This window comes from Vreelandella janggokensis (assembly GCF_031451615.1).
Classification (GTDB): domain Bacteria; phylum Pseudomonadota; class Gammaproteobacteria; order Pseudomonadales; family Halomonadaceae; genus Vreelandella; species Vreelandella janggokensis.
This window is the reverse complement of the sequence record NZ_JARWAJ010000002.1, coordinates 183,964-198,697: the sequence shown is the minus strand read 5'-3', so window position 1 is coordinate 198,697 and position 14,734 is coordinate 183,964. Positions and strand designations below refer to the sequence as shown.

Sequence of the window (14,734 nt, the reverse complement as noted above, 5' to 3'; positions counted from 1 at the left end):
CCTCGTTGAAGTGTGCCAACACCCATTCGCGAGGCTCTAAATCGTGACAACCGTCTAGTTGTCATACATCGTACAAATGAGAAGTTAAGCCTCATGATCCAATCAGGCAAGGCACATGGCACAAAATACAACCAAAGTTGAAGGCTGATCGCTTACGCTTCGGGTACCCCACTTAAGCCTATCGCACGGATAAACATCTGAATTGATAGTGACTTAGTGAGAAAAGACGAGGTTGTATAGCGGGATAAGAGAACTTGCTCACAACGCCGGGCGGAGGCAGCGGTGTGGGTCAGTTGGGTGACCAAGGCCCAAAAAAGAAAGCCGCTCCAGGGGAGCGGCAAAAGACCGTGACTAGCAATGAGAGGGAGAAACCATGACAGTCAACTGGCAATGATTGCCAACTCTGTCGTGGTCTGTGGCGTCTCATCAAACGCCACAATCACAATGTAATAGTTCTCATTTACACCGTCAAGTAAAATGCGAATGCTTTTTATTTAAAATCACAGAAAACCCTTTATCAATGATTCGGCAGCATAACGTCGGTTCGGTTATACCAGCCGATGCAATGTGCCATTTCCACTTTCAAAGGCATCAATATTCTCGAGCGTCGTCTCTGCAATATTGGTGAGCGCTTCGTCGGTAAAAAATGCCTGATGACCGGTAATCAGCACGTTATGGAAGGTCGTAAGTCGCATAAACTGATCGTCATCGATCACGCCCTGGGACAAGTCTTCGAAGAACAGCTGCTCTTCTTCTTCGTAGACATCCAACCCCAAGCGGCCAATTTTGCCGCTTTTTAACCCGGCGATCACCGCTTGAGTATCAACCACGCGTCCTCGCCCTGTGTTTATCAGCATAACCCCGGGCTTCATTTGGTCTATCGCTTTTTCATTGATCAGGTGATCAGTGTCAGGCGTCAACGGGCAGTGCAGTGAGATAATATCGGCATGCGCAAAGAGTATTTCCCGAGGGACATACTCCACAAACGCTTTGGCGTCTGGGTTTGGAAAAGGATCGCTGGCCAGAATACGGCAGCCAAAGCCATGCATGATATCGGCAAAGATCAACCCAATATTGCCAGTTCCGATCACGCCTACGGTTTTGCCATGCAGGTCAAACCCCAACAAGCCGTCCAGGGAAAAGTTACCCTCGCGCACTCGGTTGTAGGCACGGTAAGTCATTCGATTAAGACTTAGCACCAGGGCTACCGCGTGCTCCGCGACTGCATGGGGTGAATAGGCGGGCACACGTACGACGGTCATGCCCAATTGTTCGGCGGTCGCTAAGTCGACATGATTGAACCCCGCCGAGCGCAACGCCACAAGCCGTGTTCCGCTGTCGTGAAGAAGGTGTAGAACGGTGGAATCCAGATGGTCGTTCACAAACACGCAGACCCCTTCATAGCCTCTCGCCAGCATCGCCGTATCAGCGTTTAGACGCACGTCAAAAAAACTCAGCTCGTGATGCTTGTCCTCATTGGCAAGGGTCAGAAAGGTTTGGTCATAAGGCTTAGCGCTAAACACAGCGATGCGCATGGCGGTTGCTCCTGTCGAGGTTTCAAGGTCAGCATAGGCAAAGCGCCTATTATCTGCCTGAACAGCGCAGGGCGTTGTTGGCAAGGATCAAGAAAGTGGTTATTAGAAAAAAGAAAGCCGCTCCAGAGGAGCGGCAAAAGACCGTGACTAGCAATGAGAGGGAGAAACCATGACAGGAAAGTGGTAATGATTGCCAAATCTGTCGTGGCCTGTGGCGTCTCATCAAACGCCACAATCACAATGTAATAGTTCTCATTTACCTCGTCAACACAAATACGAATATTTTTTATTTGCTTTTTCATCCGCTCGCCAATTGAAGCCAAACCGGTAGCGTCAGCATCGCCAGTAGCGTCTGACCGGTGATGATCGCAGCCATCAATTCGGCATCGCCACCCAGCTGGCGAGCCAGAATATACGCTGACGTCGCCGTGGGCAGTGCGGCAAACAACAGCGCGACGTCGCGACTCACCGTATCCAGGCCAACCAGCCACGCAAGCCCCAGCACTAACGCAGGCATCAGCAACAGCTTGACGCTGTTCGTCGCCAGCACGCCACGATCAACGCGCAGCAGCGCTGCCGGGCGCAATGCCACCCCCACAGCAACCAGCCCAAGCGGCAAGGCAGCACGGCCTAGTAGATCGACGGTATCGTGGCTCCAGCCCGGCAGCCCTATGCCGGAAAGATTCAACACAATACCCAGCAAGCACGCCAGAATCAGGGGGTTCTTGATCAGTGCCATGATGCTTTTGCCAATGCTGGCGTTGCCGAGCGTGCCGGCGGCAACAAAGCTGGCCACGCACATGATATTGACCACTGGCACCATCAGCGCCACCGCCACGGCGGCGGTGGTGGCGCCGGCGCTGCCGTGCAGGGCCGCCGCCCCGGCAACGCCCACATAGGTATTGAAACGCACCGCGCCCTGAAACACCGAGGTGAATGCCGCCGGCGTCAGCTTCAATCTTGCGCGCAGCCGCCAGAGCAGCAGCCCAAACGCGGCCATCGCGCCGAGCAGCACCAGCGCCAGGCGGGTCACCGGCACCTGGCTGACATCCGCTGTTGCCAGCGTCGCCACCAGCATGGCCGGGAAAAGCACAAAGTAGATCAGCCTCTCCATGTGCGGCCAGAACGTATCGCTGGGCCAGCGTTTGACGCCCAGCGCAGCGCCCAGCAAGATCAATAGAAACAGGGGGCCGAGGGCACCGCTAATGCTTGCCATTGGACGTCCTTATCCTTTTGTTGGCCCACGCCGTGACAGGTGCGGGTTTACTGTTACTATGAACATAGCTACCCAGTCGTCAATAGGGTCGAGTTCATCGCCTGCAGGGAGATACCATGGCCTATCCGAAACTATGGCTTGGTGTCGGCGCTGCCGCCGCACTGGTTGTGGCGAGTGGTGCCGTGTTCTACAAGGCCACGCTGACGCCGCAAAGCGACATGCCGCCTGGCGGTGAGATTGAACTGCCGTCCACCCGAGGCGACTTTTCGCTGTCCCAGCTTGCTGATGACCAGATTGCGCTGCTGTCGTTCGGCTATACCTATTGCCCTGACGTATGCCCTATGACGCAGTCGGTCAAGCGCCAGGCGCTGGCTGAGCTTTCAGCCTCGCAACGTGAAAAAGTGGTGCCTGTCATGGTCACCGTCGACCCCCAGCGCGATACCCTGAAACGGCTCGAAGAGTACCTGGCGTTTTTCGGCGAGGACTTTATCGGGGCCAGCGGCAACCAGGCCGAACTGAATGACGTGATGTCCCGTTACGGAGTCATTACGCGGCGCGTTGAGGCGCCCGACTCCGCCATCGAGTACACCATTGACCATAGCTCATCACTCTACCTGGTCGACCGCGACGGCGATATCTTGCAACGTGTACTGTATTCGCCAACGCCGCAAGGGCTTACGGCTGCCCTATCGCATGAACTGGGTCGTTAATCCTGCCCAGGCGTTGCTTGCAGTCGTTCCAGCATGGCCACTAGTGCCTGGACCTGCACGCCTTCACGGGTATCGTGCATCGGGGCTAACTGTGAGGAACGCTCGGCATAACCCCACCAGTCCCAGCAGCCTTGAGGGTTCATCATGCTGCTCTCCGCCTGGGGATAAAGCACGACCTGCTGATGCAACGCTGCCCAGTCATTGAGCCCGCTGTGGCGTACAAATGCATCGCCAATCGCGTCTTCATTCATCTGACAGCCGTGAAGTGCCACCGTGACCTGACATCCGACCTGTTCGCAAACTTCGGGTATAAAAACAAAGCCGCTATCGGCCAGCCCGGCCACGGCGAAGTCGGACTGATCAAAGGCGCTTAAGTGACCCTGGCCCTCATCGTTCCTTCCGCGCTCGGGGTACAGAAAGCGCATCATGGCGCCAGCGACATCGTCATCGCAGGCAAGCAGGTAGCTGCCACCCCCCTGCTGACAGTCGCCCAAGGCTCGTGGAGGCGGCAACTCATCGTCCAGCCTGACCGGCCAGCCATGGCCGGTGTCTTCGCGCCGAACGACGCGCAGCTGATCGGCACCGGACAGCCAGCGCTCCCATTGGGCTGCCAATAAATCGCCCAAATCAGGATCCACGACATCGTCATCCTCGCCGTGCCACAAAAACACCCTTAATTGACTGAGCGTTTCCCGCGGCCCCACCTGACCTGCCGCCTCGTAGCGGCGACGGCGATTTTCAAGCCTGTCGAGGGATGGCTCGCCGCCCGATGTCGTCATGCAGGTATTCAGCGCCCGGCTTAACGAGCCTTCCGCACATCCCCAAGGGCCCGCCGCCAATACGCCCACTGCACTGAAGCGCTCAGGAAAGGCCACGGCCAACTGCGTGGCCATGTACCCACCGGACGAAATACCCACGACGCTGACAGCCCTCTTGTCAGCGCCTAGCGCGGCTAACGGCTCGGGCGCTGCCTGAACAACCGTCGCTCCCTCCAAGCCACCGATAAACAGCAACCCACTGATCCAACAGCGCGGAGATAGACACGACGGCAATGGCATCACTTATTCAACGTCCAACAGTTCTACACGGAAGGTAAGCACCTCGTTGGGACCAATCGGGCCCTGGCCACTTTCACCGTAGGCTAGGTCGGAAGGGATATACAGCATCCAGCTGTCGCCCACACTCATTGCTTGAAGGGCTTCTTGCCAACCTTCGATTACCTGATTGACCTGGAAGCTGACCGACTCGCCGCGTTCATAGGAACTATCAAAGACCGTGCCATCCAGCAGCATGCCTTCGTAATCCACCTCGACGGTGTCTTCGGGGCCAGGCGACTCGCCCTCGCCCGACTCAAGCACTTCGTACTGGAGGCCTGACTCGGTGACGGTCACCTCATCGCGCTCGGCGTTTTCGGCGAGGAAGGCTTCACCGGCTTCACGGTTCGCTTCACTGGCTTGCGCCGCTTCCTCTTGGCGGGCCGCCATGGATTGCTCCTGAAAAGCCATCAATGCTTCGCTCATTTGCGCTTCATCAAGCGCCAGATCATTACCTTCAAACACATCGCGTATGCCGTCGGTAAAGGTGTCGATATCCAGGTCTTCGACATCGGCCTGCATGCTTTCACCCAGCGTAACGCCCAGGCTATAGGCCAAACGCTCTTCTTCTGTTTCCGGCGCCGCAGCGGCCAAGGGAGCCACCAGTAGTAAGCCAACCAGGGCCGTTGAGGAAATCGCTACGTTCATAGAACACCTTTTTTGCGTGGTGCGAAGCACCGTTATGAGGGTAATGGATGCGTATTGAAAGGACACTTAAAAGAGTAACACCCGCCGCCCCAGGCTGCATCTGCCGAGGCGGCGGGTGTTATTACCCTGCGATATCTCCGGGGAAGAGCGTTACACCACCATCGTGGGGCAGTGAGCTGAGCCTGCCACTCGCTGGGAAACACTGCCCAACAAAAGGTTTTTATCGCCGTTGGTGCCTTGGGCACCGATAACGATCAAGTCACACTCACGTTTGCGGGCAAAGCGAACGATGGTTCGCGATGGTCGACCTCCCTTGACGAAGGCCCGCACGCTACCGCTATCAGCCCCCATCTCTATCGCATGGGACTTGGCGTGTACCGCGATTTCCGTGGCGTATTCCTTCAACGCATCGTCAGGAATGTCCAGCTTGCTGGGCCGCACCATGGAAAGCGATGCCTCAAGCAGGCTGTGGTGCTTGAACACACATAGCAAGTACAGCTCTGCGCCGGTCAGCATGTGCAGGCCTACGGCTTTCTCAAGCGCCTTGAGGGCGCCCTTGGAGCCATCCACCGGCACTAAAATGCGGTTGAACATTGGCGTTCTCCTTGTGACGACTTAGCGAAACGCTATATCGCGCAGGAACAGGGCAATTTGCGGGAACATGATCAGGAGCACGGCCGCCAGAATCAACATAAAGATAAACGGCGGGGTGCCCTTGATCACATCCCAATACGGGCGCTTGAAGATTGCAATGGCGGTAAAGATATCGCACCCAAAGGGCGGCGTCGCCGAGCCGATGGCCACCTGCAGGGTAATCAAAATCCCGACCAAAACAGGATCCAGCCCGGTGGAGGCAATTGCTGGCGCAAAGATGGGTGTCAGTACCAGGATCACCACAATCGGGTCGACAAACATGCATGCCACGAAGAACGCGATACAAATGGCAATCAGCACGCCGGTGGGGCCTGCTTCATTGACGCCCACTGCCTCCAGAATCGCCTGGGGAATCTGCGCAAACGAGATGATCCACGAAAAGCTGTTACCCACGGCCACGAGAATAAACACCACGGCGGTAATCAAGCCCGTCGATTTGGCAATGGCGTAAATATCATTCACTTTCAGCGAACGGAATACCAGGAACTCGAGGAAGACGGCATACAGCACACAGGCCGCAGCAGCTTCAGTGGGGCTGAAAATACCGCCATAAATACCACCAACGATAATGACCGGGAAACCCAGCGGCCAAAGCGCCATGCGCACGGCCCTACCGCGCTCTCCCCAGGTCGACTTTGGCTCGGTAGGGACGTTTTTCACCGTCGCATAAATCATGCTGTAGGCAGCGAACATCATCAGAATCATCAAGCCAGGTCCGATCCCGGCAATAAACAGCTCACCAATAGACGTACCTGAAATGACCCCGTAGATAATCATGCCGATACTCGGCGGAATCAAAAAGGCAATATCACTGGAGTTGATAATCAACGCCAGAGTGAACGAATCCGAATACCCCGCTTTCAACATACGCGGCCGCAACGGCGAACCAACGGCCACCACCGTGGCCTGCGTCGATCCCGACACTGCCCCGAACAGCGTACACGAAGCGGCCGTGCTGACGGCCAGGCCGCCTTTCACATGGCCGATAAACGACATGACCATGTCGATCAGCCGACTGGCTGACTGGCCCCGGGTCATGATATCGGCGGCCAGAATAAACATCGGTACCGCGATCAGCGATGCGGGACGTATCCCCGCCATCATCTGCTGAATCAGGGTTTCCATCTGCCCCAGCCCGTTGAACATCATGTAAAAGCCAATGGCCGAGGCGGTGATCAACGGGATCATCATCGGAAAGCCCAGCAACAGCAGGGCAATCATCGTAGTGACCATTATTGTCGTCATAGCGGTTCCCCTAGGCAGCGTTGCCCTGCGTTAGACTTCCGTTTCGGTATCTTTATAACCATCCACCACCCCGGTGGAGAGGTACACATCCCGGGAGGTCATGTTCTTAATTGCCGTTAGCAGGTATTGAATGCCGGTAATCAAAAAGCCCATCGGTACCCAGAGATAAATGATCCAGATGGGTAGCCCCAAGGATGGCAGCACGCGCCCTTTGCTATACAAATCGATGATGTAAAACACCGAGTAGTAAAGCAAAAAGAACATGACCATCGAGGTAAACAAGGCAATGACGATCATCAGTAATTTGCGACCTCCAGTGGGGAGGGCATCGTAGATGGCCGACATGCGAATATGCCGACCGTGCCGGGCGGCGTAGCCAATACCGGCAAACGTAATCATGATAATCAGGATACGGTTAATCTCACCTGTAAACATGATGCTGTGGCCGAACACAAAGCGTGTAACCACGTTAGTGACCGTATTCAGCGCCATGAGCAAAACACCCATCGCCAAAATGACGGCTTCTAATTTGCTGATAGCTGTATCAATCACCCCTAAAAAACCGGGCAAGCCAGAGCGGTAGCTTTTCTCAGACTCTTCTTCGGTCATGGCCGGACTCCTTTTATCACGCAGCCTTGCGCTAGCGATTTCACCTTTCCACACCGATCTAAATGCCGGAAATTGTTGTGCCATCCACGGCTAACATAATTAGCCTAGCGGTAACCCAACGTTACTGGTTCAACGCTGGATGAACGAATTACTTTCCAACAAGCGAATTGATATTGCTATTGATCATATGAGAAAGGGGCAGCCGCTGGCCGCCCCTTTGGTCCTTCCGTTGCAGCACCTTGTATGGCGAGGGCTGCTTATTCTTCGTCGCTGGAGACTTCTTCCAAGTCTTCCTTGAACTGATTGAGCAACTCTTCGCCGCGCTCACCGGTCATTTCCAGAAATGCTTCCTCAACCTGAGGCGCACGTTCGCGGAAGGCCTGAATCTGCTCTTCATTCAAACGCGTGACGGTGACTTCGTCAGAGGCTTCCTGAATTTTGGCAAGCGATTCTTCGGCTAAGCCCTGGATATGCTCGATGGTATGATCATAAGCCACTTCAGAGGCTTCCTGGACGAGTTGCTGATCTTCTTCGGAAAGACCTTCGTAGAAGTCCTGGTTGGCCATCATCGCAGTGGTAAACCAGCCGTGACCGGTAAAGGTCAGGTGCGGAGACACTTCATAAAGACCGCCGGACTCGATCCAGAAAATCGGGTTTTCTTGACCGTCGATAACGCCGGTCTGTAGGCCACCATAGACTTCACCCCAGGGCAACGGCGTTGGCGTAGCCCCGAACGCGTCGTAGGTTTCCGACAACAGCGGGTTGGTCATGGTACGGATTTTCTTGTTATCCAGCCCCTCGGGAGAGGTGAACGGCTCGTTGGTCGTCACGACCATCTCACCTTCCGGATACATTTGCAGTAGCTCTAAGCCTTGCTCAGCATAAAGCTCTGGGAACATCTCGTTGATGGCTTCGCTCTCGTCGAAGAACTCAAGTACGGTTTCTTCGTCGGTGGGAAGCAGGTAGGGAATGAAAAAGATTTGTGCTTCAGGGATGAGCGAGCCGGTGAAACCAGGCGACTGGTTGACGAACTGGAGAATACCGTTCTGGGTCTGCTCCATGATGTCATCGGACTCGCCCAGCTCGCCAAAGCGATAGACCTGGACGGTATGATCGGAATTGTCTTCGATGTGCTCTTTGAACGCATAGGCGAAAACGTCCTGAACATCACCTTCATATTCTTCGTGCGCGTAACGCCAGTTGTCTGCCTGAGCGACGCCCGACATACCAACCAACAGTGCACTGACGCTCGCCGTCGTTACTAACTTGCTTGCCTTCATGCGGTGTTCCCCTTGCAGTGGTAAGCGCGCTGTACGAGTGCGCAGGAATCTGCTTTGATCGGCGCGTCTCACAACGCGCAGTGTTGTGGCCACTGTGCAATCGCTGAATGGCGCTGCACATCTCATAGGCCGAATAACCGTTAGTTATTCAAAAGCAGCTAATTTTCAGGCTAGCGCGCCCGCCGTAAGGGGTCAAGTTGCTGACCTAGCACGCTAAAGGCGTGTTGAAGGGCCTGTCGTGTTTTTGACCCACAACCTTCCATTTTCGCATCTTGTGGCAATAAAACGTTTTCTTGCAGCCATCTTCCCGTATCTTGCGAGCTAACTGGCACATTTCTCAGGCGTGCAGTGGGCTGCTCGTTGTCCAATGCCCACGTTTGCCAACGTTGAAGGTTTTCACGCTCGGCGAGCAGCTCTGCCTGTTTGATCCGCTCACGCAGGGCGGTAACGGTCTCACTTGGGGCATCGTGATGCTTTAAATCGCGCCTTAGCCCGCGCAGCACTTCTGTCACCCCAGTCTGCCAATCACGGCGCGCCTGGCGCAGCGCTTCAAGCGACTCTGGTAACGCCTCGAGTCCATGCACATACAGCCAGCCATGAAACAACAGCTCGCAGACATCCACGCCTGCGTCGTCCTGTAGCGTCAGGCACGCCTGCTCGACGCCGGGGCGACTATAAAAGGTTAGCGCGAAATCCCACAGCGGTGTCTGCTGAAGCGCCGCGAATCGGGTAGAATCAAGCGCACTAGAATCTGGCATTGTATGACCCACCTTATTCGGGAGAACGCATGATCGCACTGCGCCAAGTCGCCCTGCAACGCGGCACGCAAACGTTACTCGACAACGCCGACCTCACCCTACCCGACGGGGTGAAAGCGGGGATTATCGGGGCTAACGGTGCAGGCAAGTCGAGCCTCTTTAAACTACTCCTGGGCGAACTCGGCCCGGACCAGGGCGACGTCGAACTGAGCGGTGGACAGCGTATCGCTCACATGGCTCAGGAGGTCGATGCGCTGGACCGGCCGATTATCGAGTATGTACTGGATGGCGACATCGCCCTTCGCCAGGCCGAAATGGACCTACAGGCCGCCAGAGATTCAGGGCATGCCCACCGGGAGGCTGAACTGCACGGCTTGATTGAAACCCTCGACGGTTATCGCGCCGAATCCCGCGCAGCACAGCTGCTGGTCGGGCTCGGCTTTTTTCAGGCGGACCTCGATCGACCGCTTTCGGCGTTTTCCGGGGGCTGGCGGATGCGCGTCAACCTGGCCCGCACGCTGTTCATGCCCTCCGACCTGCTACTGCTCGATGAGCCCACCAACCACCTGGACCTTGATGCGTTGCTGTGGCTGGAGCAATGGCTCACCCGCTATCCCGGCACATTGCTGTTGATTTCCCACGACCGCGATTTTCTTGATGCCGTCTGCGATCACATTGTGCATATGCATCACCAAACGATGGAACTTTACCGCGGCAACTATTCACTTTTTGAGCGCACCCGCGCCGAAAAGCTTGCCCTCCAGCGGGCAGAAGCCGCCAAGCAGCAGGCACGACGCGAGGAAATCGAGCGCTTTATCGCGCGTTTCCGTGCCCAGGCCACCAAGGCCAAGCAGGCCCAAAGCCGCGTCAAGATGCTGGAGCGCATGGAAGATATTGCCGTCGCCCATGTCGATTCGCCCTTTCATTTCACCCTGCCCGCCTCGGATAAAACCTCTCACCCGCTACTGGTGCTCGACCAGGCCACGCTGGGTTATCGCGGCGATGCGGGCGATATCGTCCAGCTAGACAAGGTCAATGTTACCCTCCTGCCGGGTAGTCGGATCGGTCTGCTAGGCCCCAACGGGGCGGGTAAATCAACGCTGATCAAATCACTCACTGGCGAGCTCGAATTGCTGAATGGCAAGCGGGTGCCCGGCGAGCACTTGGCGATTGGTTACTTTGCCCAGCATCAGTTGGAAGGGCTCGACGTGACCACCACCCCATTCGTGCATGTACAGCGGCTATCGCCCACCGTCAGCGACCAGGAAATCCGCAACTTCCTGGGTGGGTTCGGCTTTAAAGGCGACGACGCCTTTGGTCAGGTAGCCACCTTTTCAGGCGGCGAGAAGGCGCGTTTGGCGCTGGCCCTGGTGGCGTGGCAAAAACCCAACCTGCTGCTGCTGGATGAGCCCACCAACCACCTGGACCTGGAAATGCGTGAGGCACTGACCCAGGCGCTGGCCAGCTTCGAAGGCACCGTCATCCTGGTATCCCACGACCGTCACCTGCTGCGCGCCACGGTGGATGAGTTCTGGCGGGTCGCCGACCATCGCGTCGAGCCTTTTGACGGCGACCTGGACGACTACCGAGCGTGGCTGAAAGCACGCCTTGAAGAAAGCCGCCGCGACAGCCGCAGCGAGAAAAACGAACGCCAGGCCCAACAGCCCAGCGGTGATCGCAAGGCGGCTCGCAAAGCAGCCGCTGAATTACGTGAGAAGTTGCGTCCACTGAAAAAGCAGCGTGACCAGGCGGAAAAAGCGATGGAGAAAACCCAGCAGTCACTGGAAAAGGTCGAGGAAATACTGGCCGACCCTGAGCTTTACACCGACAACGCTCGAAAAGCTGAATTGACCGATGCCCTGGCCCGCCAAGCTGATATCAAGGCACGCTTGAACGACGCCGAAGCCGAGTGGCTGGCCGCCGAGGAGGCACTGGAAGCCATGGAAGCTGAGTTAGTGGCCAGCGAGAACGCCTGAAGACCCGCTCAGCTCTCCAGCAAGAAGGTCACCGGCCCGTCGTTCACCAGCGAGACCTGCATGTTGCCGCCAAACTCGCCGGTAGCGACGTTCTGCCAGGCGGATTGCGCCTGGGCCACCAGATAGTTAAACAGCTGCTCGCCTTCATCGGGGGGCGCGGCGCTGGAAAAACTGGGCCGCAGGCCTTTATGGGTATCAGCGGCCAGAGTGAACTGTGACACCAGTAGCAGGCCGCCCTCGGCCTGTTGCACATTCAGATTCATCTTGCCATTGGCATCGCTGAACACACGGTAGTTCAGCAACTTGTGCAACAACTTGTCGGCATCCGCCTGGCTATCGCCCTTTTCAATGCCCACCAACGCCAACAGCCCGTGGTCAATGGCGCCCACGGTATCACCCTCGATATCAACGCTTGCCCGGGTTACCCGCTGAATCAATGCTTTCACGCTATGCCTCGCTCGCAAAAGCGCCAGTATAACGCGCTTGCCAATACCTGATTACCGCCCTAGCAGCGCATCGCGGAAGTCTTCACCCAGAGGACGTTCGCCTAGCCAGATACCAAAGAGAGCACTGGCCAGTTCTGCATTACCGCCCTCGAATAGAATCTCGCCATTCAATGCCAAGCGCAGCGTATCGCCGTCCCAGCTCAAGACATAGCGGTCCTGTGGCTCGACATCCTGATAACGTTGGTTAAAGGTATTAATATCGGCTTCCAGCTGCGAGTACTCATAGGCGGTCAGGTTTTTTTGCAGCGTTTCTGTGGTGGCGTCGGCAAACTCTTCGGCCTCGATATCATGGAAGTAAGCTAACTCGAGGCGGCGGGGTATATCGCTTTGCGGCTGGGGATCAGTCTCGCCTTCTGCCTGGTAATACGCCCCGGCATAGGCGGTCCAGATCATGTAGGTAAAAACGCCGCTGCCGATAAGCGCATAGCGCTGGCCGTTCTCTTCCAGGGTTCGCTCGAAGCGCTCACCTTTTTCGCTGACCGTCTGCGCCCAAAGGTCTGAAGACCCAAACAGCAGCAACGCGCCCGCCAGCCATACACCAACGCGATACCCGCAAGGCTTGAGAAAACCGACATGTAACGACATAGCAAGGCACCTCTTATTGTTGCAAGACAGTACCTATACTACATAAAAACCAAATAAAAGTTCCGTATAATTACGCCCTGCATAGCATCACGTCACAGTGAGGCTCACTCAACAGCATATCGGTCATCTGGCTCGCATGGTGCGGTTGGTCGCGGCTGCCGATCACCACCAAATCAGGGGTGTGGCGCTTGATGTAAGCATTCAAGACCTCACACGGGGAGCCGTGCTCCAGCACCAGCTCAACGTCGGGAACGCCCGCCAGCTCGTCCATCAAACTGTCAATTTCCTGAGCGAGCCGTTCGCGCAGCCGCGTCACCTCGTGATCTCGCCATTGCGCATAGTAAGGGTGCGAGCCAAGTTCACGCTCGCCCGGCAAGCTCCAGGCATGCAATAACGTCAGTGATGCATCAGGAAAACGCTGCAACGCTTCCCGCAGACTGTGCCGAGCCGTCAGAGAGAAATCGACGGGCACCAGTATCGCCCCCCACGGCTGGGTAGGCGGCTGCGAGGCAACCACCACAGGGCAAGGCGCACTGCGGATAATGCGCATCAGGGTAGTCCCCGCAAGCAGGTCTTTCTGTCCGCGCTTGCGATGCATACCCACTACGACCAGGTCGGCCTGGCGCTCATGGGCCTCGCGGATAATTTCAACGTAAGGCGCGCCAGCCACCGTCTGGATCAGCGTCTTGGGTTCTTCGAGGGCGTAATCTTCACGGACATCTTTGAGAGTGGCGGCGATATCGTCTACCACCGCCGCTTCAACCTCGTGAAAGACGCGACGGGGCAGGTAGGGATCGAGCACATGGACGATATCGAGCTGCGCGCCGTCGGCGTAAGCCAGGCGCAGCGCTCTGGCAAAGGCGGCGCGGTTTTCGGCAGAGAGGTCAGTGGCAAACAGTAGGGTACGGGTCATCGCAAACGCTCCTCGGCCTGCTAGCAACACCCTTCAGCATGGTGCGCAACGGTCCATTGCGCAAGCTAAACGGTGACGCCACCCCGGCGAGCAGCGCTGTGCTTTACCACCAGGCGTGAAAGTGATGCACCGGGCCGCGCCCGTTACCCACATTCAGCCTGACACTGGCCTCCAAACCGGCATGCAGCCATTGCTTGGCCTCGGCAATCGCAGCAACCGGGGCGTCATTTTCAGCACCTGCCGGGAGCTTGGCGAGGCAGGCCGCAATAGCTGACGAAAGCGCGCAGCCGGTGCCGTGCAGGTTTTCCGTGGCGATCCGTGACGCTGGCAGCCAGCGGTGCTCATTGGGCGTCGCCAGCAAATCGGGGCAGGTCTCGCCCCGCAGGTGGCCCCCTTTGAGCACCACATAGGGCGCGCCAAGCTGCGTCAAGCCCGGCAGCATCGCTTCCATCTCATCCAGTCCGGTGGGCGATGGTGCGTCGAGCAGAACAGCGGCCTCGGGCAGGTTGGGGGTAATCACGTCCGCCAGTGGCACCAGGATATCGCGCACCGCCCGGATACCTTCATTATCGACCAGAATATCGCCGCTTTTGGCCACCATTACCGGGTCGAGCACGATCCAGCGTGGCCGTCGCCGACCCAGCACCTCGGCGATCACCTCGGCCACGTCGCGGCTGGCGACCATACCGATCTTGACGGCATCGATCTCGACATCGTCGAGCAGGTTCTCCAACTGCTCGCGAATCGCCTGGGGCGACACCGGATATACCGAGGCGACACCGCAGGTATTCTGGGCGATCACCGCCGTAATCACATTGGTACCGTAGACCCCGAGTGCCGAGAAGGTTTTCAAATCGCCCTGCAGCCCAGCGCCACCGGACGGGTCGGAGCCGGCGATGGTAAGCACATTGCGCAGGCGGGAATCAGTAGACATGAGGATCCTCGGATAAAAACAGTATTCAGCTAGGATACCCAAGCCGAGGCGTTTGTGCTGCCTTAAAAACG

At 57.0% G+C, this 14,734-nt stretch carries 16 protein-coding genes; 2 read left to right on the top strand and 14 right to left on the bottom strand.

The genetic code is table 11. The annotated features are described in order from the left end of the window. Nucleotides 1-548 precede the first annotated feature (548 nt). Genes QC816_RS07680 through QC816_RS07670 form a run of 3 tightly spaced genes read right to left on the bottom strand, consistent with a single transcriptional unit; the run spans nucleotide 549 to nucleotide 2,751 of the window. Nucleotides 549-1,535 (bottom strand): 2-hydroxyacid dehydrogenase, encoded by a 987-nt coding sequence (locus QC816_RS07680; protein ID WP_199284256.1) that lies wholly within the window; start codon nucleotides 1,533-1,535, stop codon nucleotides 549-551. Next, a complete protein-coding gene (locus QC816_RS07675) occupies nucleotides 1,487-1,837 on the bottom strand; it encodes a hypothetical protein (RefSeq protein ID WP_309781523.1) in 351 nt (116 codons plus the stop codon). Before QC816_RS07675 ends, QC816_RS07680 begins: the two co-directional genes overlap by 49 nt. Next, nucleotides 1,834-2,751, bottom strand: coding sequence for an AEC family transporter (locus QC816_RS07670; protein WP_199284258.1), 918 nt, complete (start codon nucleotides 2,749-2,751; stop codon nucleotides 1,834-1,836). The genes QC816_RS07675 and QC816_RS07670 overlap by 4 nt, the downstream gene beginning before the upstream one ends. Before the next feature lie 116 nt (nucleotides 2,752-2,867). On the opposite strand from QC816_RS07670, the gene QC816_RS07665 reads away from it, so the two are divergent. After that, entirely contained in the window at nucleotides 2,868-3,461 is a 594-nt protein-coding gene (locus QC816_RS07665) for an SCO family protein (RefSeq protein WP_085918096.1), read from the top strand. Here the strand turns inward: QC816_RS07665 and QC816_RS07660 are convergent. The 7 genes from QC816_RS07660 to QC816_RS07630 form a co-directional block, all read right to left on the bottom strand. Continuing rightward, on the bottom strand, nucleotides 3,458-4,519 hold the full coding sequence (locus QC816_RS07660; protein ID WP_309781522.1) for an alpha/beta fold hydrolase: 1,062 nt from the start codon (nucleotides 4,517-4,519) through the stop codon (nucleotides 3,458-3,460). The genes QC816_RS07665 and QC816_RS07660 overlap by 4 nt on opposite strands. A gap of 3 nt (nucleotides 4,520-4,522) precedes the next feature. After that, nucleotides 4,523-5,203, bottom strand: a complete 681-nt coding sequence (locus tag QC816_RS07655; RefSeq protein WP_309781521.1) for a BamJ family beta-barrel-assembly machinery protein — start codon at nucleotides 5,201-5,203, stop codon at nucleotides 4,523-4,525. A 150-nt stretch (nucleotides 5,204-5,353) separates the two neighbouring features. Then, nucleotides 5,354-5,797: a universal stress protein gene (locus tag QC816_RS07650; RefSeq protein ID WP_066316329.1), complete on the bottom strand. Its 444-nt coding sequence runs from the start codon at nucleotides 5,795-5,797 to the stop codon at nucleotides 5,354-5,356. 21 nt (nucleotides 5,798-5,818) lie between these two features. Continuing rightward, the gene (locus QC816_RS07645; RefSeq protein WP_085918093.1) at nucleotides 5,819-7,102 is read right to left on the bottom strand and encodes a TRAP transporter large permease; all 1,284 of its coding nucleotides are present in this window, start codon (nucleotides 7,100-7,102) and stop codon (nucleotides 5,819-5,821) included. A 30-nt stretch (nucleotides 7,103-7,132) separates the two neighbouring features. Then, entirely contained in the window at nucleotides 7,133-7,711 is a 579-nt protein-coding gene (locus QC816_RS07640) for a TRAP transporter small permease (RefSeq protein ID WP_085918092.1), read from the bottom strand. A gap of 257 nt (nucleotides 7,712-7,968) precedes the next feature. Beyond that, the gene (locus QC816_RS07635; protein WP_085918091.1) at nucleotides 7,969-8,991 is read right to left on the bottom strand and encodes a TRAP transporter substrate-binding protein; all 1,023 of its coding nucleotides are present in this window, start codon (nucleotides 8,989-8,991) and stop codon (nucleotides 7,969-7,971) included. 170 nt (nucleotides 8,992-9,161) lie between these two features. Next, entirely contained in the window at nucleotides 9,162-9,749 is a 588-nt protein-coding gene (locus QC816_RS07630) for a TIGR02444 family protein (protein ID WP_309781520.1), read from the bottom strand. A 29-nt stretch (nucleotides 9,750-9,778) separates the two neighbouring features. Between QC816_RS07630 and QC816_RS07625 the strand changes: the two genes are divergently transcribed. After that, entirely contained in the window at nucleotides 9,779-11,725 is a 1,947-nt protein-coding gene (locus tag QC816_RS07625) for an ABC-F family ATP-binding cassette domain-containing protein (protein WP_309781519.1), read from the top strand. 8 nt (nucleotides 11,726-11,733) lie between these two features. Here the strand turns inward: QC816_RS07625 and dtd are convergent, their stop codons facing one another. The 4 genes from dtd to thiD form a co-directional block, all read right to left on the bottom strand. After that, nucleotides 11,734-12,171 carry a D-aminoacyl-tRNA deacylase gene (gene dtd, locus QC816_RS07620; protein ID WP_199284261.1) on the bottom strand — a complete coding sequence of 146 codons (438 nt, stop codon included), beginning with the start codon at nucleotides 12,169-12,171 and terminating at the stop codon, nucleotides 11,734-11,736. Nucleotides 12,172-12,222: 51 nt separating this feature from the next. Next, a complete protein-coding gene (locus QC816_RS07615) occupies nucleotides 12,223-12,816 on the bottom strand; it encodes a chalcone isomerase family protein (RefSeq protein ID WP_199284262.1) in 594 nt (197 codons plus the stop codon). 70 nt (nucleotides 12,817-12,886) lie between these two features. Then, nucleotides 12,887-13,729: a universal stress protein gene (locus QC816_RS07610; RefSeq protein ID WP_309781518.1), complete on the bottom strand. Its 843-nt coding sequence runs from the start codon at nucleotides 13,727-13,729 to the stop codon at nucleotides 12,887-12,889. A 103-nt stretch (nucleotides 13,730-13,832) separates the two neighbouring features. Beyond that, entirely contained in the window at nucleotides 13,833-14,663 is an 831-nt protein-coding gene (thiD, locus tag QC816_RS07605; protein ID WP_085918085.1) for a bifunctional hydroxymethylpyrimidine kinase/phosphomethylpyrimidine kinase, read from the bottom strand. Nucleotides 14,664-14,734: the final 71 nt, after the last annotated feature.